Genomic DNA, 22,513 nt, shown 5'->3' with positions numbered 1-22,513 from the left:
AAGAGAAAGGGGAAAAGGGGGGCCGTGGGAGAGGCAGACCGGGGTGCGGGGAGGGTCGTTGTGTGCCGCCGCCCCCCCCCCGCCCGCCGCCGGGCGGACGCCGCCTCAGGCCCGCGGACCGTCGGTGGGCTCGTCGGTGGGCCCGTCGGTGGACGTCGCCTCGACGTCGCCCTCGTGCTCGGTGGCGTGATCGGCCGGGTGGTCGGCCGGGTGGTCGGCCGGGTGGACGGCCGAGTGCTCCTCACCGTGCTTCTTCCCGAACGGCAGCACGTGCATGACGGCGACGACGACGGCTCCCACGACCACGCCGACGAGGGCCGAGAAGAACGTGTTGACCAGCCAGCCGAGGAACCCGCCGATGCCGGGCACGGCGTGCGCGACGGCCTCCTCGAGGTGGTGCACGAACGCGTAGGGCGCGTGCCAGCCGAGCTCGTCGGTGCCGGTCAGCAGGATGTGACCGCCCACCCACAGCATCGCGACGGTGCCCACGACGGAGATCACGGCGAGCACCTTGGGCATCCCGGTCACGAGGGCGCGCCCCACGCGCTGGCTGGTCCGGGAGTCACGGCCCGCGAGGGCCAGGCCCATGTCGTCCATCCGCACGATGAGGCCGACGACGCCGTAGACGATCACGGTGATGGCGAGCGCGACGACCAGCAGGATGACCAGCCGCGAGAAGAACGGCTCGTGCGCCACCTCGTTGAGGGCGATGACCATGATCTCCGCGGACAGGATGAGGTCGGTGCGCACGGCGCCGGCGACGAGGCTCTTCTCGGCCTCGGGGCCCACCGTCGCGGCGGGCTTGTCGTGCCCCTCGTGCCCGCGCAGGCGACCCCAGATCTTCTCGGCACCCTCGAAGGCCAGGTACGTGCCGCCCACCATGAGGATCGGCGTGAGCAGCCACGGCGCCCACTGGCTGAGGATCAGGGCCACCGGGAGGATGTAGAACACCTTGTTCCGGATCGAGCCCCAGGCGATCTTCTTGACGATGGGGATCTCGCGGTTCGCGGCGACGCCGTGCACGTACTGCGGCGTCACGGCGGTGTCGTCGACGACGACGCCCGCCGCCTTCGCCGTCGCCTTCGCGGCGGCGGCCCCGACGTCGTCGAGCGAGGCGGCGGCGAGCTTGGCGATCGCCGCGACGTCGTCGAGCAGGCCGAGCAGGCCGGCGCTCACGCGACCGCTCCCGAGGGTCGTCGGCGAGCGGTCGGCGCGCCCGCGGGCGACGGCATGGGCTGATGCATGCCCCAGATTCTGCCGTACCCGCGGGGGCGTCCGGGGGAGGGGTCTCAGGGCAAGGCCGGCTCCGCGGCCCGACGCCGCGCCGAGGTCACTCCTCGCCGTAGAAGACGCGCTCCACGACCGCGCGGGCGCGGCGGGCCGTGCGCAGGTAGAGCTCCTCGAGCTCTCCCCCGGTGCCCACGTCGCCGAGCAGGGCGGCGACGCCGGACAGGTCGCGCGAGTCGTGCGGCAACCGGTCGGTCTGCGCCCCCGTGGTGCGCCCGGACCAGAGCACGACGGCGGAGCGCAGGCGCGAGGCGAGCACCCACGCGTCGCGCAGCTGGGCGGCGTCCTCGGGGTCCAGGAGCCCCGCCGACGTCGCGGCGTCGAGAGCCGCGACCGTGCCGGTGGTGCGCAGGCCCGGCACCTCGCCCGCGTGCTGCAGCTGGAGCAGCTGCGCCGTCCACTCGACGTCGGCGACGCCGCCCCGGCCGAGCTTGAGGTGGCGCGAGGGGTCCGCACCGCGGGGCAGCCGCTCGGCCTCGACGCGGGCCTTGATCCGGCGCACCTCGCGCAGGTGCGCGTCGTCCAGCCCGCCGGCCGGGTAGCGCAGCGGGTCCACCAGCGCCCCGAACCGGGTGCCCAGCGAGTCCTCTCCGCCGACGTCTCCCGCCACCGGCCGCGCGCGCAGCAGCGCCTGGGCCTCCCACACGCTCGACCACCGCCCGTAGTACTCGGCGTACGAGTCGAGCGTGCGCACGAGCGGTCCCTGCCGGCCCTCCGGCCGCAGGTCCGCGTCCACCGGCAGGGTCGGCTCCGGGCCCACCTCCGACAGCAACGCCCGCAGGCGCGTCGCGGCGCGGGTGGCGAAGTCCTGCGCGAGCTGCGGCTCGGCATCCGGCACGGGCTCGTGCACGAACATCACGTCGGCGTCGGAGCCGTACCCCATCTCACGGCCGCCGAGCCGCCCCATCGCGACGACGAGCAGCCTTGTGGGGTTCGCCTCGCGCGACTCCCCCAGCCCGAGCTCCGTGCGCGCGACGTGCTCGGCCACGCGCAGTCCGCCCGCCAGGACGACGTCGGCCGCGTCCGAGACCGCGGCCGCGGCGCCCACGGGGGGCAGCAGCCCGAGGACCTCGGCCGCGCCGGTGCGGGCCAGCTCCCGCCGGCGCAGGGCCCGCAGCCGCTGCGCGGCGGACCTCGGTTCGTCGGCCCGCGTGAGGATGGCGTCCGCCTCCGCGGCCAGCCGCTGCGGGCCACGGGGGTCGAGCCCGGACGTGTCGGCCAGCCAGCGCACCGACTCGGGCGAGCGCGCCAGGGCCTCGGCGAGGTACGTCGACGACGCCAGGAGCCGGCTCAGGTGGTAGGCCGCGTTCTCCGAGTCGCGCAGCAGGCGCAGGTACCAGGGCGTGGCGCCCAGCTCGTCGGACAGCTTGCGGAACGCCAGCAGCCCGCCGTCCGGGTCGGCGCCCTCGGCGAACCAGCCGAGCAGCACGGGCAGCAGCTGCCGCTGCAGCGCCGCCCGGCGCGACGTGCCCGCCGTCAGGGCCACGACGTGCCGCATCGCGCCGTCGGGGTCGCGGTACCCGACGGCGGCGAACCGCTCGCGTGCGACGTCCGGGGACAGCGACAGCTCGGCGTCCGAGAGCTGCGCCGAGGCGGGCAGCAGCGGCCGGTAGAAGACCTCCTCGTGCAGGGCGCGCACCTCGCGCCGCGTCGCGCGCCAGCGCTCGAGGAGGCCTGAGGCGCCCTCCGCGCGCATGCCGAGCGACCGTGCGAGACGGCGCAGGTCCTCCTCCGCGGTGGGCAGCAGGTGCGTCCGGCGCAGCCGGTACAGCTGCACCCGGTGCTCCAGCGCCCGCAGGAACCGGTAGCAGACCGCCATCCGCGCGGCGTGCTCCCGCCCGACGTACCCGCCGGCGGCGAGGGCGGCGAGCGCGGACAGCGTGTGCGGCGAGCGGATCTGCGGGTCGGCGCGACCGTGCACCAGCTGCAGCAGCTGCACCGTGAACTCGACGTCGCGCAGGCCGCCCTTGCCCAGCTTGATCTGCCGGTCCGCCTCGGCGGCGGGGACGTGCTGCTCGACCCGGCGGCGCATCGCACGGGCGTCCTCGACGAAGTGCTCGCGGTGCACGGCCGACCAGATGAACGGGTCGACGGCCGCGCGGTAGTCGCGCCCCAGCGCCGCGTCGCCGGCCACGGGGCGTGCCTTGAGCAGGGCCTGGAACTCCCATGTCGCGGCCCAGCGCTCGTAGTACGCGACGTGGCTCGCGAGGGTGCGCACCAGGGGCCCCTGCGCGCCCTCGGGCCGCAGCGCGGCGTCGACCGGCCACAGGGCCGGCTCCGCGGAGGCGGCCGAGCACACCCGCTGCAGCCCGGTCGCGAGGCGGGTGCCGACCGCGAGCGCGGCCTCCTCGTCGAGGACGCCGCCGTCCGGCAGCTCGCCGGGCTCGCACACGTACACGACGTCGACGTCGGAGACGTAGTTCAGCTCTCGTCCGCCGGTCTTGCCCATGCCCAGGACGGCGAGCCGCACGCCGGCGCCGTGGTCGTCCAGGTCGGCCCGCGCGACGGCGAGCGCGGCCTCCAGCGCGGCGGACGCCAGGTCGGCGAGGGCCGCCCCGACGACGGGCATGCGGGTCAGCGGCTCGCTGGCGGTGAGGTCGTCGGCGGCCAGCGCCAGCAGCCGGGCGCGATACGCCCGGCGCAGCGCGTCCGTGGTGGTCGCCGCGTCCGCGTCCGGCCAGCCGACGCCCGGCCCGGAGCCCGGGTCGGCGGCCACCGGCACCGCGGCGTCCGGGTCGGCGCCGACGGCGCGCAGCAGCGCGGCGCGCACCTCGGCCGGGCCCTTCAGGGTGCGCGGGCCGGGGTCGCCGCCGTCCTCCCCCTCCCCCTCGTCGTCGGCGTCGGCGTCGTCGAGCTCGTCGGCGTCGTCGGCGTCGAGCGCCGCGCCGTCGGGCACCGCGAGGACGTCGAGCAGCTCGGGCCGGCGCACCACCTCGTCCCCCAGGGCCGACGAGGCCCCGAGCACCGCCAGCAGCCGGGTGCGCGCCCGCGGCGAGGCGCCCTCGTCGAGCAGCGCTCCGAGCCGCTCGCGCGCATCGGGGTGCTCCGCGAGGCGCACCAGCTGCAGGAGCGCCAGGTCCGGGTCGGCGCAGGCCCCCACCGCCCCCAGGAGCGCGTCCGCGCGCCCGGGCGCCGCGAGGGCGTCCTGCAGCGCCTCGTCGGACCAGAGCGACGCCGACCGGGTGAGGTCCGCGAAGCCGGCGTGCAGCAACCGGCTCGTGAGGGTCGGCGGGCGGGCGGTCACAGGTTCTGCAGGAACCGGCGCAGCTCGTAGGGCGTCACCTGCGCGCGGTACGCGTCCCACTCCTGCCGCTTGTTGCGCAGGACGAAGTCGTAGACGTGCTCCCCGAGCGTCTCGGCCACCAGCTCGGAACGCTCCATGAGCTCGATCGCCTCGTCGAGCGACTGCGGCAGCGGGGCGATGCCGAGCGCGCGACGCTCGCGGTCCGTCAGCTCCCAGACGTCGTCGCCCGTGGCCTCCGGCAGCTCGTAGCCGTGCTCGATGCCCTTGAGGCCGGCGGCGAGCAGCACCGCGAACGCGAGGTACGGGTTGGCCGCGGAGTCGAGGGCCCGGTACTCGACGCGGGCGGAGTTGCCCTTGCCCGGCTTGTACATGGGCACGCGCACGAGGGCGGACCGGTTGTTGTGGCCCCAGCAGATGTAGCTGGGAGCCTCGGCGCCGCCCCAGAGCCGCTTGTACGAGTTGACGTACTGGTTGGTCACGGCCGTGATCTCGGCCGCGTGCACCAGCAGGCCGGCGATGAACTGCCGGGCCGTCTTCGACAGCTCGAACTGCGCGCCCGGCTCGTGGAAGGCGTTCTGGTCGTCCTCGAACAGGGACAGGTGCGTGTGCATCCCCGAGCCCGGCTGATCGGCCATCGGCTTGGGCATGAACGACGCGAAGACGCCCTGCTCCAGCGCCACCTCCTTGACCACCGTGCGGAAGGTCATGAGGTTGTCCGCCGTGGTCAGCGCGTCGGCGTACCGCAGGTCGATCTCGTTCTGGCCCGGCCCCGCCTCGTGGTGGGAGAACTCCACCGAGATGCCCATCGACTCGAGCATCGTGATCGCGGCCCGGCGGAAGTCGTGCGTGCTGCCGCGGGCCAGGTGGTCGAAGTAGCCGCCGTTGTCGACCGGGACCAGCGGGTCCTCCGGCGCCGCGAGCTGGTTGAACAGGTAGAACTCGACCTCGGGGTGCGTGTAGAAGGTGAACCCGCGGTCGCTGGCCTTGGCGAGCTGCCGCTTGAGCACGTTGCGCGAGTCCGCGAGGGAGGGCTCGCCGTCCGGCGTGAGGATGTCGCAGAACATGCGGCCCGTGCCGTGCCGCTCACCGCGCCAGGGCAGCACCTGGAACGTCGTCGGGTCGGGCTTGGCGATCATGTCCGCCTCGTAGACCCGCGTCAGCCCCTCGATGGAGCTGCCGTCGAAGCCGATGCCCTCCGTGAACGCCTGCTCGAGCTCGGCCGGGGCGACCGCCACCGACTTCAGCACCCCGAGCACGTCGGTGAACCAGAGCCGGATGAAGCGGATGTCGCGCTCCTCGACCGTGCGGAGCACGAACTCCTGCTGCCTGTCCATGAGCCCATCCTGCCCGAGAAGTGTTAACGGGGTATGTCCTGGCGCCTGCCCCGCGCGCGCCGGGCTCCGACCTGGACGGATGCCCGGTACCACGCGTCGGAGGCATAGGCTGGCCGCCATGTCGAACCCCGGTCCCGACGCCGCCGCCGACGTCGCCGCAGCCCCCTCGCCCGCCGCCGACCTCACGCGCCGGCGGCGCGTCCGGGTCCACCACCTGGCCGAGGCCAAGGAGCGCGGCGAGAAGCTCACGATGCTCACGGCGTACGACGCCGTCACGGCGCGGATCTTCGACGCCGCGGGTCTCGACCTGCTGCTCGTCGGCGACTCGATCGGCAACACCATGCACGGGCACGCGACGACCCTGCCCGTCACCCTCGACGACATGATCCCGCCGGCCCGCGCCGTCGCCCGGGCGGCCGAGCACGCGCTCGTCGTCGTCGACCTGCCGTTCGGCACCTACGAGGCCGGGCCGGAGCAGGCCCTCGCCTCCGCCGTCCGCGTCATGAAGGAGACGGGCGCCGCCGCGATCAAGCTCGAGGGCGGCCGCCGGTCCGCCGCGCAGATCCGCGCGCTCACCGACGCAGGCATCCCCGTGGTCGGGCACCTCGGCTTCACGCCGCAGTCGGAGAACATCCTCGGCGGGCCGCGCGTGCAGGGCCGGGGCGACGACGCCGCGGAGGCGCTGTGCGAGGACGCGCTCGCCGTGCAGGAGGCCGGGGCGGTCGCCGTCGTGCTGGAGATGGTGCCGGTGGAGGTCGCGGCGCGCGCCACGGAGATCCTGCGCATCCCGACCATCGGCATCGGCGCGGGGCCGCGCGTGGACGGGCAGGTGCTGGTCTGGACCGACATGGCGGGGATGACGGACTGGTCGCCGCGGTTCGCGCGCCGGTTCGCCGAGGTCGGCAACCTGTTGCGGCAGGCGGCGCAGGACTATGCCGCCGAGGTCCGCGGGGGCTCGTTCCCCGACGCCGCGCACTCCTTCGAGCGCTAGGCGGGCGTCAGCCGACGCCGACGGCGTCCGCCAGGTCGAGCATCGCCGCCGCGACCCGGCCGGCGGCGGCGTCCGGGACCGCCGTCGAAGCCTCCTCGAGGACGAGCAGGCGCGCGTCCGGGATCTCCCGAGCGAGGGCCTCCCCGTTCCCGACCGGGAAGAACGGGTCACGCCGGCCGTGCACCACGAGCGCCGGGACCGCGATCTCCCCGAGGCGTTCACGCCAGCGGGGCGCGCAGTCGAGCCGGGCGAAGACCATGCCCTCCTGGTTGGCCGCGTGCAGGGCGGGCGACGTGCCGGGCGTCCGGTCCCAGACCCGCCCGGCGACCGCGCGCGCCGCGGCCGGGCCGTCCCCGAGGATCGCGGCGCCCAGGGCGGCGTGCTCGGTCACCGCGTCGCGGTCGGACCAGTCGGGCTCCGGCAGCGAGAACAGCCGCTCCATCGCCGCGGCGTCGTGGTCGGGCAGGTCGTCGTCGACCGGGCCCGGCGCGACCGGTCGCGTGCCGACCAGGGTCAGCGCCGCGAACGCCTCCGGGTGGTCGAGCGCGGCGACCTGGGCGACCATCCCGCCGACACCGAGGCCCGCCAGGTGCGCGGGCCGGTCGTCGAGCTCCCGTGCGAGCGCGGCGGCGTCGGCCGCGAGGTCCCGCAGCGTGTAGGCCGGCGCCTCGGGGTCCACGGTCGTGGACGCCCCGGCGTCGCGCAGGTCGTACCGCACCACGTGACGTCCCCCGCGGGCGAGGGCCGCGCAGAGCGCGTCGGGCCAGGACACCATGGTGGGGGCGCCCACGCAGAGCACCAGCGGGGCCGCCTCGTCCCCGAGGTGCTCCACGCCGTGCGCGACACCGTTCGCCTCGATCGTCGTCGTCATGCCGGGTCGACCGGGGGCGGCACGCGGACTCATCGGTCCCGTCGTGCGGGGCGCCGTCGTCAGTCCTTGCCGCGCCAGTCGGCGTCCTCGCCCTCCCACTCCTCGTTGCGGCGCTGCGCCGAGTCCAGGGCGTTGCGGGCGGCCTCCCGCGTGGGGTAGGGGCCCATCCGGTGGCTCCAGCTGGAGCGGTCGCGGCTCTCCTCGACCTCACCGGTCTTGGTGTTGTACCAGTACTGCACCGGGCTTGTGTCGCTCATAGGACGATCCTGCATCAAGATGGGGCCCATGGTGGAGGCAGCGCAGCCGGTCGCGTTCGGCATCGACATCGGCGGGTCGGGCATCAAGGGGGCTCCGGTCGACCTCGCGACGGGCGAGTTCGCGGACGAACGACGCCGCATCCCCACCCCCGAGAGGTCCACCCCGGAGGCCGTGGCCGGCGTGCTCGCCGAGCTCGTCGACTCGTTCGAGCTGCCGCCGCACGTGCCGGTCGGCGTCGCCTTCCCCGCTCCGATGGACCACGGCGTCGTCCGGTTCATCGCCAACCTGCACAAGTCGTGGAAGGGCGTCGACCTGCCCGCCCTCGCGAGCGAGGCGACGGGCCGGCAGGTGACGGCCGTCAACGACGCCGATGCCGCCGGCGTCGGCGAGCAGCGGTACGGCGCCGCCCAGGGGCGCGAGGGGGTCGTCCTCGTGGTCACGCTGGGCACCGGGATCGGGTCCGCGCTGCTGGTGGACGGCCTGCTCGTGCCGAACACCGAGCTCGGGCACCTCGAGATCGACGGGCACGACGCCGAGTCGCGGGCCGCCGAGTCCGCCCGCGAGCGCCACGACCTGTCGTGGCACCAGTGGGCCGAACGGCTGCAGCGCTACTTCGAGACGGTCGAGATGCTGCTCGCCCCCGAGCTCATCGTCGTCGGCGGCGGCGTGAGCAAGCACCACGAGAAGTTCCTGCCCCTGCTGAACCTGCGCGCGCCGATCATCCCGGCCACGCTGCGCAACCGCGCGGGGATCGTCGGGGCTGCGGCCCTCGCCGCCAGCGGTCGCGACCACTGACGCTCCCGCGTCCGCCCGTCAGCCGGCCAGGCTGTGCGGCGCGGCGGGCGTCGGCGCCGTCGGGGTCGTGGGACGGTCGAGGATGCTCGCGTCCGGGGGCACGTCGAGGTCGAGCATCCGCAGCACGTCGAGCACCGCTGCCGGCGGACGGTGCAGCGACACCCGCAGGCCCTCGTCCCGGCCGATCCGGCAGAGCTGGACGAGGAACGCGACCCCGGCGGAGTCGATGAACGTCACCCGCGACGTGTCGACGACGACGGGGAGGTCGCGCTCGAACGCCCTCGCGAGCGCCGCGCTCGCCTCGTTGCGCAGGGCGATGTCGATCTCGCCCCACATGTCCACCACGCTCACGTCGGTCCGCTCCACCAGGGCGATTCCCCCGGCCTGCGCCTCGTCGGTGAAAGTCACTGCCGCACCTTCGTCCCACGTCCTGCGTCCTCCGCGCCTCGGTCTCGAGCGCTGCGATCCGGACTCGCGACCTCGTCGTCGCGACGCCCGCAACGCTACACCTCTGCGAACCTCCGGCGGAACCTCACCAGAGACTTTCTTTACCGAGCGTTCACAGAGCGGTTCACGGGGCACCGGGGCCCGACGGCGGTCACGACGCACCGTCCCCGGCCGCGGGGTCCGCGGTGAACGGGAGCCGGAAGGCGAGCCGGCCCCCTCCGTCGGGACCGGCGCCGAGGGCGAGGGTGCCGCCGCGGTACTCGATGCGCTCGAGGTGGCGCCGCAGGCCGTGCAGCTCCGGCGCAGGGTCCGTGGGCCCCGTGCCGTCGTCGTCGACCACGGTGACGAACACCCAGCGGTCGGCGTCGGCGGTGGGCTCGGCGTCCGCACGGACGGTGACCGTCCGCGCCCGCCCGTGCCGGAGGGCGTTGGTCACCGCCTCCTCGACCGTGTAGATCACCACGAGACGCTCCGCCATCGGCATCCGCAGCCCCTCCCGGGCCACGAGGTCCCGGTAGCGGTCGCCGAGCTCGATCGACGCGTCGACCTGGGGCGGCAGCCGCCGCAGCAGGAGCTCGATCGCCTCCTGGGGGCCGAGGTCGGCGCCCGACGGGAAGACGCTGTGGCTCAGCGAGCGCACGTCCTCCTCGCGGATCTCCTCGATCGTCTCGGCCCAGTGACGCACCTCGGCGGCACGGTCGTCGTCGCCGGCCGACGCCAGCTGCTCGGCGACGCGGTCGAGCCCCGCCGTCACCGTCACGAGGTGGAACTGCAGCGTGCCGTGCAGCTGGTCGAACACCAGCCGGCGCACCCGGATCTCCTCGTCCTGCAGCTCTTCCACGGCACGGGCTGCGCGGAGCGCCTCCTCCTCGCGGCGCTGCTGCTCCGTCCGGGCCTGGTCGACCAGCGACGCGGACAGGAGCCCGGCGGACATCCCGACGACACCCGCGGCGAGCCCGAGCGTGCCGACGGCCGCGACGTAGGCGCCGCCGGTCGGCGTGCTGCTGATCGCGGTGAGCGCGAGCATCCGTGGCACCGAGGCCACGGCCGAGACGCCCGTGACGACGGCGAGCCGGGCAGGCCACCGGCGCGACAGCGGGCGGAAGGCGAGCGTGCCGGCGATGACGACCGCCCCGAACGCCAGGTTCACCACGAGCACGACGACGCCGTCGAGGGTCACCCCGAGAGCGCTGCGCTCGTGCGTGATCGCGGTCTGCAGCCCGCCCCAGCCGGCCCACCCGGCCACGGTCATCAGGGCGTACAGCACGAAGTTGGCCCCGGCGACGGCGACCGCGATCCGCGTCCTGTCCCGCAGCAGGACGGTCTCCGCGGCGCGCCCCCGTGCCGGGGCGACCCGCGCGCTCAGGCCCGCCACGAGCGTCCGGTCTGCTCGAGGAACGCGAGCACCGCGGCGACGCGCCGGTTGTGCTCGGTGCCGTCGACGCCCAGGCGCTGGTAGATCGACTTCAGATGGCTCTCGACCGACCGCTCGTTGATCCCGAGCCGGTCTGCCGTGGCGTGGTTCGACAGTCCCTCGGCCACGAGCCGCAGCACCCCGAACTGGGCGGGCGTCAGCGCGGAGACGGCCGACCCGGGGCGCGGCGTGGAGCGCTGCACGAGGTACGGGTCGAGCACCACCTGCCCCTGCGCCGCCGCCGCGACCGCGCGCACCAGGACGTCGCGCGCGAAGCTCGACCGCTTGGACAGGTAGCTCCACGGGCGGGTCGCCTCGCCCTGCACGGTCGTGAACAGGCCCATCACGTCCTCGCTCGACAGCAGCATGACCGCCAGGCGCGGGTCGGCCCGCTGCAGCGCCACCCCGAGCGCCACCCCGTTGCCGTCGGGCAGGTTCACGTCCAGCAGGGCGACGTCGCACGACCCGGGGGTGAAGACCAGCCTCGCCTCGGTCACGCCGGGCACCGAGTGCACCACGCGCAACGACTCCTCGGCCGACAGGGTCTGCTCGAGCATCCCCCGCATCAGGGCCTCGTCCTCGACGATGCCCACACGCGTGCGGGGAGTCACCATGCCGCCGATCGTAGGCAGGGCGCGGTCCTCCCCGCCTGGTCAGTCGCCGTCCGTGCGTCCGCCACCGGCCCGCTCGGACGCGCGCGCCGGGATCAGCACGGGGCAGTGGGACCGCCGCAGCACCGCCTGGCTCGTCGAGCCCAGCAGGAGGCCGCGGATCCCGCCTCGTCCGCGAGAGCCGACGACGAGCAGGTCCGCGGCCGCCGAGCTGTCGGCCAGGACGTCGGACGCGTGCCCCTCGACGACGTCGGCGCTCACGCTCAGGTCCGGGTGCTCCGCCCGGAGGCGCGCGACGTCCCGGTCGAGCTCCGCGCGGGCGCCGCCGAGGACCGACTCCCGGAATCCCGGGTCGAGCCAGGGTGAACCGCTCCAGCCGACGAGGGAGACCGCCCGCACGAGCTCGACGGCGGCTCCCCAGGCACGAGCCTGCACGACGGCGGCCCGCAGCGCGGCGTCCGACGACGGCGAGCCGTCCACCCCGACGACGACCTTGCCGAAGCGGTCGAGGGAGTCAGCCGCGAGGGAGCCGTCGTCGTCGGCCCGCGCCCGCCCCGGCACGACGACCGTGGGGCAGGCCGACCGCACGGGGAGGTTCGCCGAGACCGTGCCGAGCAGCCGCTCCATGAAGCCGCCGGCACCGCGCGCCCCGACGACGACCAGCCCGGACCGCGCCGACCGCTCCGCGAGCGCGGTCGTCGCGTCGGCGATGGTCACCTCGGTCGTCGCGGGCACACCGGTCGCGACCACCCGCTCGTGCGCGCGGGCCAGCAGGTCCTCGACGTACCGCTTCGCGTACAGGTCGTCGACCATCGGGACGTCGTGGGCGAAGCTGTAGCTCCCGGTGAACCCCGGCAGCGTGTAGGCGCTGAGGACGTGCAGCTCCACGCCGGCGCGGCGGGCGTAGGCGGCGGCCCAGTCGAGCGCGTGCAGGCTCTCGTCCGAGCCGTCGACCCCGACCAGGACGTGCTGCGGTGCGTTCATCTCCACCCCTCGGTGTCGTGGCCGCGAGGGCGGTGCACCCGCGGGTCGGTCGTGGTGGCCCCGCCACCGTGGTCCTCCTGCCCGGCGTCAGGCACTGGCACGGCCTGCGGAGCGCACCACCGGGAACCAGCGGTCCAGCCCGAGGAGCCCCAGCACCTCCGTGACGACGACGGCCGGGTCGAGCAGCGCCACCGGGACGCCGGCCGCGCGGCACAGGCGCACCACCCGCTCCAGCAGGGCGACGCCCGACGAGTCCATGAACGTCACGTCGTGCGTGTCGACGAGCACCGGGCGGCACCCCGCCAGCGTGTCGAGCATCGCGATCGTGGGCACGGCCTCGGCGACACATGCCGCATCCACCTCGCCGGCCATCCGCACCATCACCACCCGGCCGCGCACGGCGGCCTCGATCGTTGCGTGCGGCGCGCCGCGCGATCCTCCGGGCGGACTGCCGACCACGTCGGCTACCGAGGTGGGCGAAGCGGAACGGTTCACGGGAGGCCTCCGGTCGGGGTGTCGGACCCGTACATCCCACTCCGGCCCGTCCACGCCGGCGCCGCCGCCTGCGTGCTACCACGCAGGCCGCCTCCGGGAACCCGGGCACGCGGCGGCCTCGTTGTCGATGACCGGGCCGGTCGCGCGCGCCGTCGCGGAACTCGTGCCAGCCTTCGCAGCCTCTGCCGCGTCGGGTGCGGCACGATGGGCGCCGTGGCCCGCGCGACACTGAACGACGGACGGTGGTTCACCGTGCGCGACGGCGCCCCACGAGCGACCACCGCGGCGGCGACGCGGGCAGCGCTCAGCGCACTGCGCAGCCGCCTGAGTCTCGTCGAGATCGATGTCCTGTCCGACCAAGAGTGGCCCTCGGCCGTGCAAGCCGCTGTCCGCGCCGCCGAGCAGCGCCTCGCCGGCGGTCGAGTTCGTAGCACGACCTTGTCGCTGGACCCTCACGTCGACGAGGACCTCGGCCTCGCGCTGGCGCTCGCGCCGTTCAGCATCGGCTGCTCGGCGCTCGATGACGGCGGGCGACTCCTGTGGGACGCGAACGACACGGGAACCAGCGCAAGCTTCCGCCTGACGCCCGCCGAGGAGGAGGTCGTGCGCTCGGCCGTGCTCTGCGCCGGGGCCGACCCCGGCGACCTGATCCTCCTGGCCACTCACCACCTGGGCCGCAAGAGCGTCGGCTACGACGTCGTGGGCGGGACGGCGCCTGCCGTCGCACGGTGGCTCCCGCCTGCCCGCTGGCGCGCGTACGAGCGCACCGTCCCCCTGGGCTCCGGTCCAGAGCTGTGGGCCGAGGCCTCGACGGCGGTCCTGTCGTGGGGCGTGAAGACCCGCAGCGGGTTCGCCGTCGACCCGCCGCTCGCCCCGGGCCGGGCGGCGCGGGCGGGCGAGCGCTCCTGGCTCGTCGCGCGGATCGGGCCCCTCCGGGTGCGCGAGCCGGTCCATGTGGTCGAGACCGTCGTGACGGACCGCCGCGTCGCCCTCGCCTACGGCACGCTCGACGGTCATCCCGTGGCCGGCGAGGAGGCATTCGTCGTGCACCGGGACGACGACGGGACGGTGCACCTCACGCTGCGCTCCCTCACGCGCGCGGGCCGGGGCCCGTGGCGGGCGCTGTTCCCCGCGATCCTGGTCGCCCAGAAGCTCTACCGCCGCCGGTACCTCCGCTCGCTCGTGTGAGGCCGTCGGACTACGCGCGGCGCGTGGTCCGCGGCGCCTCCTTGCCCCGGAGGCTGGGATCCCCTGAACTCGTCGAAGGAGATGCCATGTCTGAGCAGTCCTCGCTGGCGATCCGGTCACGCCGCGTCGTCGCGGCCCTGATCACGGTGCTCGTCGCCGTTCTCGGTCTGGCTCCGCTCACGGCGTCGGCCGGCCCCTCGGCCGCGCCCGCGGCCGTCGCGGAAGGCCGCCCGACCGCCCCCAGACCCACCGTCGTCCTGGTCCACGGGGCGTTCGCCGACTCGAGCGGCTGGACCGTCGTCGCCGAACGGCTGCTGGACGACGGCTACCCGGTCCTGTCGTTCTCGAACCCGTTGCGCGGCGTCGCGCACGACGCGGAGTACCTGCGGCAGTTCCTCTCGACCGTGGACGGCCCGATCGTCCTGGTGGGCCACTCGTACGGCGGTGCGGTCATCACGAACGCCGCGACCGGCAACGACCAGGTGAAGTCGCTCGTGTACGTGGCCGGCTACGCGCTCGACGAGGGCGAGTCCGTCGCCGCGGCGAACGCGCTCGGCGGGGGCCACACCGACGTGATCGACCACCTCGTGCTGCGGCCCTTCCCGGGCGCCGGGGAGGGGAACGCCGACGCGTACATCGACCCCGAGTGGTACCCGCGGCTGTTCGCCCAGGACCTCCCGCGACGTCTCGCCGAGACGATGGCCGGCGCCCAGCGACCGGGTGCCCTCGCGTCGTTGGTCGAGCCGTCCGGCGAGCCCGCGTGGAGGTCCGTCCCGAGCTGGTACATCGTGGCGAAGGACGACCGCATCATCCCCCCGGAGGCGGAGCGTGCCATGGCGAAGCGCGCCGGCGCGACGACGGTGGAGATCCGCGCCTCGCACTCGGTGATGATCAGCCATCCCCTCCAGGTCCTGCGGGTCATCAAGGCGGCCGCGAGGTAGCCACGCCGGCGTCGTCCCCGCCCCTGTCCGGGCCCTGCCTGCGCCGTCCCGCGGCGCGGCAGGGCCCGGTGCGGGTGATCTTCGCGCTCGGCCGCGCAGGCGTGGGAGCGCTTCCCTATCGTGTGGCACGTGCACGGCACCGGCGGCCTGCTCGGCCGCGAGAGCGAACAGCGAAGGGTCGCCGAGGTGGTCGGCGCGGCCCGCAACGGGCACGGCAGCGCGCTCCTGGTCCTCGGTGAGCCCGGCGTCGGGAAGACGACCCTGCTGCGTGACGCCGCGCCGGGCGCCGGGACACGGGTCCTGCGCCTCGACGGCTACGAGTCGGAGTCGTCCATGCCGTACGCGGCGGTCGAGCGCCTCACCGGAGTGCTGCGGGAGCACCTGGCCGAGATCCCGGAGCGGCAACGCCTGAGCCTCCAGGTGGCCTCGGGCGCCGCCGACGGGCCCCCGCCGGACCGGTTCCTGGTCGGCCTCGGCGTGCTCAGCCTGCTCGCCGCCGCAAGCACCCGGGCCGGGCTGCTCTGCACCGTCGACGACGCGCACCTCCTCGACCGCGAGAGCCTCGAGTCGTTCGCGTTCGTCGCGCGCCGCCTCGGCGCCGAGCGCCTGGCGCTCGTCCTCGCCGGGCGCGAGGAGCGCGAGCTGGACGCGGTGCTGCGCGGGGTGCCGGTCCTCGCGCTCGCGGGGCTGTCGCCCGAGCCGGCCGCGGCGCTGCTGAACCGGTCCGCGGCGGGGCCGTTCACCCCGACGGCCACCGCCGCGATCGTCCGCGCGACGGAGGGCAACCCGCTGGCCCTGGTCGACCTGGCGGCCGATCCCCTGCTCCGGGAGATGACCGACCTCGGTATCGGCCCCGAGCCGGTGCCCGTCGGGCAGCACCTGGAGGCCCACTACCTGCGCCGCGTCATGCACCTGCCGCCGGCCTCGCAGCGCTGGCTCCTGCTCGCCGCGACCGACTCCACCGGCGACCTGGAGCTGCTCGAGATCGCCGGCGCCGCCCTCGCCATCGATCCCTCCCGCCGGGAGGACGCGGAGTCGGCCGGCCTCGTGCACCTCGAACCGACGGTCGGGTTCCGGCACCCCCTCGTCCGGTCCGCGGTCTACGGGTCGGCGTCCCGGGCCGAGCGCCGGAGGGTCCACGGCGCGCTGGCGGAGGCCGCCGCGAAGCTCGGGCTCGTCGAGACCGAGGCGTGGCACGCCTCGCGCGCGGCGAGCGGGACCGACGAGACCGTCGCGGAACGCCTCGTGCGTGCTGCGGACCTCGCGGCACAGCGTGGCGGCTCGTCGTCGCGGGCCAGCATCCTCGCCCGCGCTGCCGAGCTCACACCGTCCGGTCCGGTCCGTGGCGAGCGGCTGGTCGGCGCTGCCGAGGCCGCCCTGGAGGCAGGGGCCGCCGACGTCGCCGTGCGCCTGCTCGTGGACGTCCGGGAGGCGGGCCTCGACCAGGTGACCCGCGGCCGCGCGATCCTCGTCCGTAGCGCCGCCGCCTTGTTCGTCTCCGATCCCGACGGCGTCCGGGCCTCGACCTCCGACCAGCTCCGGGCCGCCGACGAGTTCCACGGCCACGACATCGAGCGGGAGCAGCGCGCGCTGCTGCAGGCCTTCGAACGGTGCAGCAGCGCGGACCGGCTCCTGGTCGGGGTCGACATCCCGACGCTGGGGCGCCGGATCGCCGCCGGGGCGGAGACGCCCGGTCCTGCCTCCGTGATCCTGCGGGGGGTCGCCGCACTGATCCTCGAGCCGTACGAGCGCGCCGTCCGGCCGGTGCGCGAGGCCTTCGACGCGATCCTCGCGCTGCCGGACCGGGACCTGGTCCACCGGGGGACCCTGATCGCGGCGATCGGCGCCTTCCTGTGGGACGACGCCGGGCGCCGGGCGGGGCTGGAACGGGCGATGCGCGCCGCGCGGGACGGGGGCGCCCTGCAGGCGCTCGACACCCTGCTCTGGGTCGGCGCGCTGTCGGAGCTCATGGGGGGCACCGTGAGCCGCGCCCTCTCCTTCGACGCGACGGTCCGCGAGGTCCGCCGGGCGATGGGCTACGACGGCGAGAACGTCGTCAACGCGGCCGTCATGGCCTGGAGCGGCAGCCCGGAAGAGACCGTGGAGGCCGTCGGGCAGGCCGCCGCCGCCGCCGGGTGGGGCGGCGTCGAGGCGTCGGCCACCGCGGCGCTCGCGGTCCGCCACCTCGCCGAGCGCCGCTACGAACGAGCCTTCGCACGGCTCCACCCTCTCGTCGAGGATCCGTTCCTGCAGGTCACCCCGCTCCACCTCGCCGACCACGCCGAGGCGGCCGTGCGGAGCGGTCGGCCCGAGGACGCGGCACACGCTGCCGCGGAGCTCGACGCGCGCGCGAGGGCGAACGGCTCCGCATGGTGCCGCGGCCTCGCCGAGCGCGCCCTCGCACTCGCCGGATCCGACGACGACGAGTCCCACTACGCGGCGTCGGTCGACGCACTCTCGAGCACGGGCGCGACCGTCGAGCTCGCACGCTCGCACCTCGTCTACGGCGAGTGGCTCCGACGGGCCCGACGACGGCGGGACGCCGCCGTGCACCTCCACCTCGCCCTGGACCACGCCGACCGCAGCGGCGCCACCGTCTTCCAGGGCCGGATCCGCGCCGAGCTCGAGGCGGCCGGCGGCACCGCGGGCGCGCCGGCGCCCCGGTCCGGCCAGGACCTGACGACGCAGGAACGGGCCGTCGCCACGATGGCCGCGGCCGGACGGACCAACGCCGAGATCGCGGCCCGCCTGTTCCTCAGCCCCCACACCGTCGACTACCACCTGAGAAAGGTGTTCCAGAAGCTCGGCGTCACGTCCCGGCGACAGCTCTCCGAGCGCTTCGGCCCCGTCACCCCGTAGGCCCCGCCACGGACTACGCGAACCACGTGGTCCGGGCAGGGCCGGAAGGCGGGGACCCTCGGAGCAACCCGTCCCGACCAGCGCCAGGGAGGCCCACCGTGCCCTACATCACCGCCGACGACGGTGCCGAGATCTACTACACCGACTGGGGCACCGAGGGGACGCCCGTGCTCCTCAGCCACGGCTGGCCCCTCAACTCCGACGCCTGGGCGGCCGCGGCCCTGTTCCTCGCCGAGCACGGCCACCGCGCCATCGCGCACGACCGGCGGGGGCACGGACGGTCGAGCCGCACCTGGGACGGCAACGAGATGGACACCTACGCCGACGACCTGGCGTGCCTGGTCGACGCGCTCGACCTGCGCGACCTCACCCTGGTCGGTCACTCCACCGGCGGCGGCGAGGTCGTGCGGTACGTCGCACGCCACGGCACCGACCGCGTGGCCCGCGTCGTCCTGGTGTCCGCCGTCCCGCCCCTCATGGTGCGGACCGACGACAACCCCGACGGGCTGCCGATGGAGGTGTTCGACCAGATCCGTGCCGGCGAGCGCGCGGACCGGTCGCAGCTCTACCGGGACCTGGCCGACGGTCCGTTCTTCGGGCACAACCGCCGCGGCGACGTCGACCAGGGCTTCCGCGACGCCTTCTGGCTCCAGAGCATGGCCTGCGGTCACCGCGCGGCGTACGAGTGCATCGCGGCGTTCTCCGCGACGGACTTCCGGCCCGACCTGGCCGCGATCGACGTCCCGGCCCTGGTGATCCATGGCGACGACGACCAGATCGTGCCCTACGACGTCGGAGGCAGGCGGTCGGTCGAGCTCATCGCCGACGCCCGCCTCCTGACCTATCCGGGCAGCGGCCACGCCCTGCCCGACACCGACCGCGACCGGCTGCACGCGGACCTGCTGGCGTTCATCGACTCCTGAGAGGGCCCCACCCATGACTGACATCAGCGACACGAGCGACGCGACCGAGAGCAGCGCGCCCGACACCGTCGTCCTCGTCCACGGCCTCTGGATGACCCCCCGCAGCTGGGAGGGCTGGGTCCGGCACTATCAGGAGAAGGGCCTCACGGTCGTGACGCCCGCGTACCCCGGGTTCGAGATCGAGGTCGAGGCCCTCCGCGAGAACCCGCAGGTCATCGCGGACCTGACCGTCCCCGAGACCGTCGAGCACCTCGCCGGCGTCATCACCGCCCTGGACCGGCCGCCGATCATCATGGGCCACTCCTTCGGCGGCCTCCTCACCCAGATGCTGCTGGCCCGGGGCCTCGGCGCCGCGGGCGTGGTCATCGACTCGGCCCCGACCGAGGGCGTCCGGGTCACCCCGCCGTCCCAGGCGAGGTCGATCTTCCCGGCCCTGAAGAACCCCGCGAACCGCCACCGTGCGGTCGGGTTCACGCCCGAGGAGTTCCACTACGCGTTCACCAACACCCTCTCGGAGGAGGAGTCCCGGGCGGTGTGGGAGCGCTACGCGATCCCGGCGCCCGGACGCTGGGTGTGGGACTACGGCCTGATCGCCAACTTCAAGCCCGGGCATCAGGAGACCTGGGTGGACTTCAGCACCGACCGGGCGCCGCTGCTGTTCATCGCCGGCGGGCAGGACCACATCATGCCGGCGTCGGTGAACCGGTCGAACGCCAAGCACTGGGAGAAGTCCTCGGCGCTCACCGAGTACTACGAGTTCGAGGACCGCGACCACTGGACCTGCGGAGCGCCGGGCTGGGAGCAGGTGGCCGACCACGCCCTCGCCTGGGCCCTCGAGCACGCGCAGGGGGCCGAGCGGGCCACGGCCTGACGCCGGACGCGCGGGCGGACGCGCCGGGGGCGATCCACCCCCCCGGTGTGTCAGGGCCGCTTGGTAGAACCGTGAGGTCGGCTCCCGACGGCGGAGCCGGCTTCGCGACGACCAGGAGCCCCCATGCCCCACCTGTCCAGCGACGTCCAGGCGTTCGAGTCCCGCGCCACCGACGCCGACCTCGACGACCTGCGCGCACGGCTCGCCGCGGCACGGCTGCCTGAGCCCGAGACGGTCCGCCGCCCCGCGCCCGACCCGCGCCGGTGGGACCAGGGGGTCCCTCTGGCCGACCTCGTGGACGTCGTCGACCACTGGCGCACCGGGTACGACTGGCGGAAGTTCGAGAGGCGCCTCGAGGAGATCGGCCAGTTCCGCACGACCGTCGACGGCCTGGGCATCCACTTCCTGCACCGCCCGTCGCCGCGCGCGGACGCCACTCCGCTGGTCCTGACCCACGGCTGGCCGGGCAGCGTCGCCGAGTTCGTGGACGTGGTGGACGAGCTGGCCGATCCGACGGACCCCGGCGCGCCGGCGTTCCACGTCGTCGTCCCGTCGCTGCCCGGTTTCGGCTACAGCGACAGACCGGCCGTCACCGGATGGGGCGTCGAGAAGACCGCGGCCGCGTGGGTGGAGCTGATGGGACGGCTCGGCTACGACGAGTTCCTCGCCCACGGCGGCGACTGGGGCGGCAACGTCACGGCGGTCCTCGGCGGGAGGTTCCCCGCGCACGTGCTCGGCATCCACACCACGCTCGCCCTGCCACCGCCCGGGATGACGGCGGACGGCCTGACGGCGCAGGAGCGCCGGCACGCCGAGGAGACCCGTGACTTCTGGCTCCACCACCGGGCGTACGCGACGCAGCAGGCGACCCGGCCGCAGACCATCGGGTACTCGCTCGTCGACTCGCCCGTCGGCCTGCTCGCCTGGATCCTCGACAAGTTCGCCGAGTGGTCCGACACCGAGGACAGCCCGTTCGAGACGATCTCCCGGGACAGGATCCTCGACGACGTCACGCTGTACTGGCTGACCCGGACCGGCGCCTCGGCGGCCCGCATCTACGCCGAGAGCCCCGGCTCCCTGGACCCCGACCTGCGGGTGGACGTCCCCTGCGCCCTCACCATGTACCCCGGCGACATCGAGTCGCGTACCCCGCGCGCCTGGGCGGAGCAGCGCTACCGGCGGATCGTCCGGTGGACCGAGCCCGAGCGCGGCGGGCACTTCCCGTCGCTGGAGGTCCCCGACTACTTCGCCACGGACCTGCGCGCCGGCCTCGCGGCTGTGCTGGCCGCGAGCAGATGAGTGCGGACGAGCCGGTCCGGGCAGCACCAATGCCAACAGCGACTCGGCCACCCGTCACCTCATGGCAGCGCCCGGAGTCCTGGGCACCGGGGTGTCCAGAAAGAGGGTCAGTGCGCTGATACGCGCTCCGTGCGTCGGGTCGGTTACATCGCTCATTGCGTGATCGCCTGGTCTTCGAAATGCAGCTGGTTCATCAGCGCAGCCGATATGGCGGTCGGGTCGGAATCTCGTCGGGTGCTTGCGCCTTCTCCAGGTCACCTCGCCACGATCGCCGCCACCAGACGTTGCGATGATCGCGGAACCACGTTGCGCAGACTATGTCCGTATCCGAAGTGGGCGGGGTGTGGCCGGTCGACCCCAGGTGCATCGTGGCGGTCGTCGATGGGCCATTTGCAGGTGGCAGTACCGGCGACCTAACAACCTGGACGACCGTCTCCGACGGCACTGAGAGAACGTGAACCGTGAGATCCCACACGGGCATGGTGCTGTTGTTGACGACCGCCAGGTCCACCACTTCGTCAGGAACGTGCGGAGTCCTCCAGGCAACGACGAGCCTTGCTTGGTCCATCTCCGCCTCGGTTTTGGCGAGCCTGTAGGTGCGCCATGCAGGGACGACTGCCAGCGCGGCTGCGACTAGCGCCAGTACGGCCGCAATCGCAGCCACCCACGTCGGAACGTCACCCCAGTCCATTCGGGCAGATTACGGCGACGGCCGCTCGGATGCAGGGACGCGTCGGACACCCACCGGCGGGGCGCCGAATGCGTACACAGGGGTAACTCGCGTTTCCGTTCGTGGCCCTATGACCCGCGGGACTAACCGCTCCACGGGTCATTTCGTTGTGGCGGACGAGCCGGTCTGTACGCCGGGTTCTGTTCCCGCGCCCGGTTACCCGGGCGCGGGCGACGGTCATCCATCTAGGCCCTGCGTTGCCGCAGGGCTCGAGCGGTCTACCCGACTGTGCTTCTCAACAGAGAATCGGGCGGGCAACCCTCAAACACAATCTGTCTGACCTTGCTCCAGGTGGGGTTTACCGAGCCACGACCGTCGCCGGCCGCGCTGGTGGTCTCTTACACCACCGTTTCACCCTTACCGCCACCGGTCGCCCGGCGACGGCGGTCTGTTTTCTGTGGCACTGTCCCGCGGGTCACCCCGGGTGGCCGTTAGCCACCACCTCGCCCTTCGGAGCCCGGACGTTCCTCGGCGACGGCGCCCGAGGGCACCGCCGACGCGACCGTCCGACCGACTCGTCCGCGTCGCACAGTCTATGCGCCGTCGAGCCGGTCGGACGCCCTCTCACGTCAGCAGGGTCAGACGTCGACCTTGTAGCTCAGCGACAGCTCGTCGCCGGAGCGGCCGCGGATCCCCCAGCTCTCGGCGGGCGACTCGATGACGACCAGCTCGACGTCGTCCGCCGCGACGCCCAGGGCGGGCGCGACGTCGTCGTACACGCGCCGGATCAGCTCGCGCTTCGCCTCCCGCGAGCGCCCGGCGAACGCCACGATCTCGATCATCAGGTAGACGTCCGAGCGGGGTGCGACCAGGTCGCCGTCGTCCAGCAGCAGGAACCGGTGGAACCGCTTGTCCTCGGGGATCTGCCAGGCACCGACCAGCGCCGCGTGCAGCGCGTCGGAGACCTCCGTGCGCCGCTGACCCCACACCCGTCGGTTGCCGTAGATCTTCACCTGGACCATGCCCGGCGA

General features: G+C 74.3%; 19 protein-coding genes and 1 other RNA gene. 8 read left to right on the top strand and 12 right to left on the bottom strand.

Translation table 11 applies throughout. The features are described from left to right. Positions 1 to 105: 105 nt before the first annotated feature. From ACFVS0_RS00795 to glnA, 3 genes are all read right to left on the bottom strand, one after another. On the bottom strand, positions 106 to 1,176 hold the full coding sequence (locus ACFVS0_RS00795; protein ID WP_430586889.1) for a DUF808 domain-containing protein: 1,071 nt from the start codon (positions 1,174 to 1,176) through the stop codon (positions 106 to 108). 154 nt (positions 1,177 to 1,330) lie between these two features. Beyond that, a complete protein-coding gene (locus tag ACFVS0_RS00790) occupies positions 1,331 to 4,531 on the bottom strand; it encodes a bifunctional [glutamine synthetase] adenylyltransferase/[glutamine synthetase]-adenylyl-L-tyrosine phosphorylase (protein ID WP_430586888.1) in 3,201 nt (1,066 codons plus the stop codon). Next, entirely contained in the window at positions 4,528 to 5,865 is a 1,338-nt protein-coding gene (gene glnA, locus ACFVS0_RS00785; protein WP_429764241.1) for a type I glutamate--ammonia ligase, read from the bottom strand. Before glnA ends, ACFVS0_RS00790 begins: the two co-directional genes overlap by 4 nt. A 118-nt stretch (positions 5,866 to 5,983) precedes the next feature. Between glnA and panB the strand changes: the two genes are divergently transcribed. Next, positions 5,984 to 6,856 (top strand): 3-methyl-2-oxobutanoate hydroxymethyltransferase, encoded by an 873-nt coding sequence (panB, locus tag ACFVS0_RS00780; RefSeq protein WP_430563688.1) that lies wholly within the window; start codon positions 5,984 to 5,986, stop codon positions 6,854 to 6,856. 7 nt (positions 6,857 to 6,863) lie between these two features. Here panB and ACFVS0_RS00775 read toward each other — a convergent pair whose 3' ends face one another. Both ACFVS0_RS00775 and ACFVS0_RS00770 read right to left on the bottom strand, forming a co-directional pair. After that, on the bottom strand, positions 6,864 to 7,727 hold the full coding sequence (locus ACFVS0_RS00775) for an alpha/beta fold hydrolase (RefSeq protein ID WP_430586887.1): 864 nt from the start codon (positions 7,725 to 7,727) through the stop codon (positions 6,864 to 6,866). A 59-nt stretch (positions 7,728 to 7,786) separates the two neighbouring features. Continuing rightward, positions 7,787 to 7,984, bottom strand: coding sequence for an SPOR domain-containing protein (locus ACFVS0_RS00770; RefSeq protein WP_430549980.1), 198 nt, complete (start codon positions 7,982 to 7,984; stop codon positions 7,787 to 7,789). A gap of 28 nt (positions 7,985 to 8,012) precedes the next feature. On the opposite strand from ACFVS0_RS00770, the gene ppgK reads away from it, so the two are divergent. Next, positions 8,013 to 8,780 carry a polyphosphate--glucose phosphotransferase gene (gene ppgK / locus ACFVS0_RS00765; protein ID WP_430549981.1) on the top strand — a complete coding sequence of 256 codons (768 nt, stop codon included), beginning with the start codon at positions 8,013 to 8,015 and terminating at the stop codon, positions 8,778 to 8,780. An 18-nt stretch (positions 8,781 to 8,798) separates the two neighbouring features. Here ppgK and ACFVS0_RS00760 read toward each other — a convergent pair whose 3' ends face one another. From ACFVS0_RS00760 to ACFVS0_RS00740, 5 genes are all read right to left on the bottom strand, one after another. Continuing rightward, positions 8,799 to 9,188 (bottom strand): STAS domain-containing protein, encoded by a 390-nt coding sequence (locus ACFVS0_RS00760; protein ID WP_430586886.1) that lies wholly within the window; start codon positions 9,186 to 9,188, stop codon positions 8,799 to 8,801. A 190-nt stretch (positions 9,189 to 9,378) separates the two neighbouring features. Beyond that, a complete protein-coding gene (locus ACFVS0_RS00755) occupies positions 9,379 to 10,602 on the bottom strand; it encodes a hypothetical protein (protein WP_430549983.1) in 1,224 nt (407 codons plus the stop codon). Beyond that, complete coding sequence (locus tag ACFVS0_RS00750; RefSeq protein ID WP_430545157.1) at positions 10,590 to 11,255, bottom strand: response regulator; 666 nt, start codon at positions 11,253 to 11,255, stop codon at positions 10,590 to 10,592. The genes ACFVS0_RS00755 and ACFVS0_RS00750 overlap by 13 nt, the downstream gene beginning before the upstream one ends. A gap of 39 nt (positions 11,256 to 11,294) precedes the next feature. Continuing rightward, positions 11,295 to 12,236 (bottom strand): universal stress protein, encoded by a 942-nt coding sequence (locus tag ACFVS0_RS00745; RefSeq protein WP_430563685.1) that lies wholly within the window; start codon positions 12,234 to 12,236, stop codon positions 11,295 to 11,297. Between the two features lie 87 nt (positions 12,237 to 12,323). Then, positions 12,324 to 12,695: an STAS domain-containing protein gene (locus tag ACFVS0_RS00740; protein WP_430549985.1), complete on the bottom strand. Its 372-nt coding sequence runs from the start codon at positions 12,693 to 12,695 to the stop codon at positions 12,324 to 12,326. A 474-nt stretch (positions 12,696 to 13,169) separates the two neighbouring features. Here ACFVS0_RS00740 and ACFVS0_RS00735 point away from each other — a divergent pair, with 474 nt between their 5' ends. The 6 genes from ACFVS0_RS00735 to ACFVS0_RS00710 all read left to right on the top strand — a co-directional run bounded on the left by ACFVS0_RS00735 (position 13,170) and on the right by ACFVS0_RS00710 (position 20,812). Beyond that, positions 13,170 to 13,919: a DUF1990 family protein gene (locus tag ACFVS0_RS00735; protein WP_430586885.1), complete on the top strand. Its 750-nt coding sequence runs from the start codon at positions 13,170 to 13,172 to the stop codon at positions 13,917 to 13,919. An 86-nt stretch (positions 13,920 to 14,005) separates the two neighbouring features. After that, complete coding sequence (locus ACFVS0_RS00730; RefSeq protein WP_430549987.1) at positions 14,006 to 14,860, top strand: alpha/beta fold hydrolase; 855 nt, start codon at positions 14,006 to 14,008, stop codon at positions 14,858 to 14,860. Between the two features lie 129 nt (positions 14,861 to 14,989). Beyond that, on the top strand, positions 14,990 to 17,719 hold the full coding sequence (locus ACFVS0_RS00725; RefSeq protein WP_430586884.1) for a LuxR C-terminal-related transcriptional regulator: 2,730 nt from the start codon (positions 14,990 to 14,992) through the stop codon (positions 17,717 to 17,719). 98 nt (positions 17,720 to 17,817) lie between these two features. Continuing rightward, positions 17,818 to 18,642 carry an alpha/beta fold hydrolase gene (locus tag ACFVS0_RS00720; RefSeq protein ID WP_430549989.1) on the top strand — a complete coding sequence of 275 codons (825 nt, stop codon included), beginning with the start codon at positions 17,818 to 17,820 and terminating at the stop codon, positions 18,640 to 18,642. A gap of 13 nt (positions 18,643 to 18,655) precedes the next feature. Next, entirely contained in the window at positions 18,656 to 19,513 is an 858-nt protein-coding gene (locus tag ACFVS0_RS00715; RefSeq protein ID WP_430586883.1) for an alpha/beta hydrolase, read from the top strand. A 123-nt stretch (positions 19,514 to 19,636) separates the two neighbouring features. Next, positions 19,637 to 20,812, top strand: a complete 1,176-nt coding sequence (locus ACFVS0_RS00710; RefSeq protein ID WP_430586882.1) for an epoxide hydrolase family protein — start codon at positions 19,637 to 19,639, stop codon at positions 20,810 to 20,812. An 843-nt stretch (positions 20,813 to 21,655) separates the two neighbouring features. On the opposite strand, the gene rnpB is transcribed toward ACFVS0_RS00710, so the two are convergent. Both rnpB and ACFVS0_RS00700 read right to left on the bottom strand, forming a co-directional pair. Continuing rightward, an RNA gene (rnpB, locus tag ACFVS0_RS00705) (RNase P RNA component class A) lies at positions 21,656 to 22,060 on the bottom strand. 60 nt (positions 22,061 to 22,120) lie between these two features. Then, the gene (locus tag ACFVS0_RS00700) at positions 22,121 to 22,504 is read right to left on the bottom strand and encodes a tautomerase family protein (protein WP_430586881.1); all 384 of its coding nucleotides are present in this window, start codon (positions 22,502 to 22,504) and stop codon (positions 22,121 to 22,123) included. Positions 22,505 to 22,513: the final 9 nt, after the last annotated feature.

This window comes from Isoptericola sp. NPDC058082 (assembly GCF_042885055.1).
Classification (GTDB): domain Bacteria; phylum Actinomycetota; class Actinomycetes; order Actinomycetales; family Cellulomonadaceae; genus Isoptericola.
This window is presented reverse-complemented; position numbering and strand designations above follow the sequence as displayed.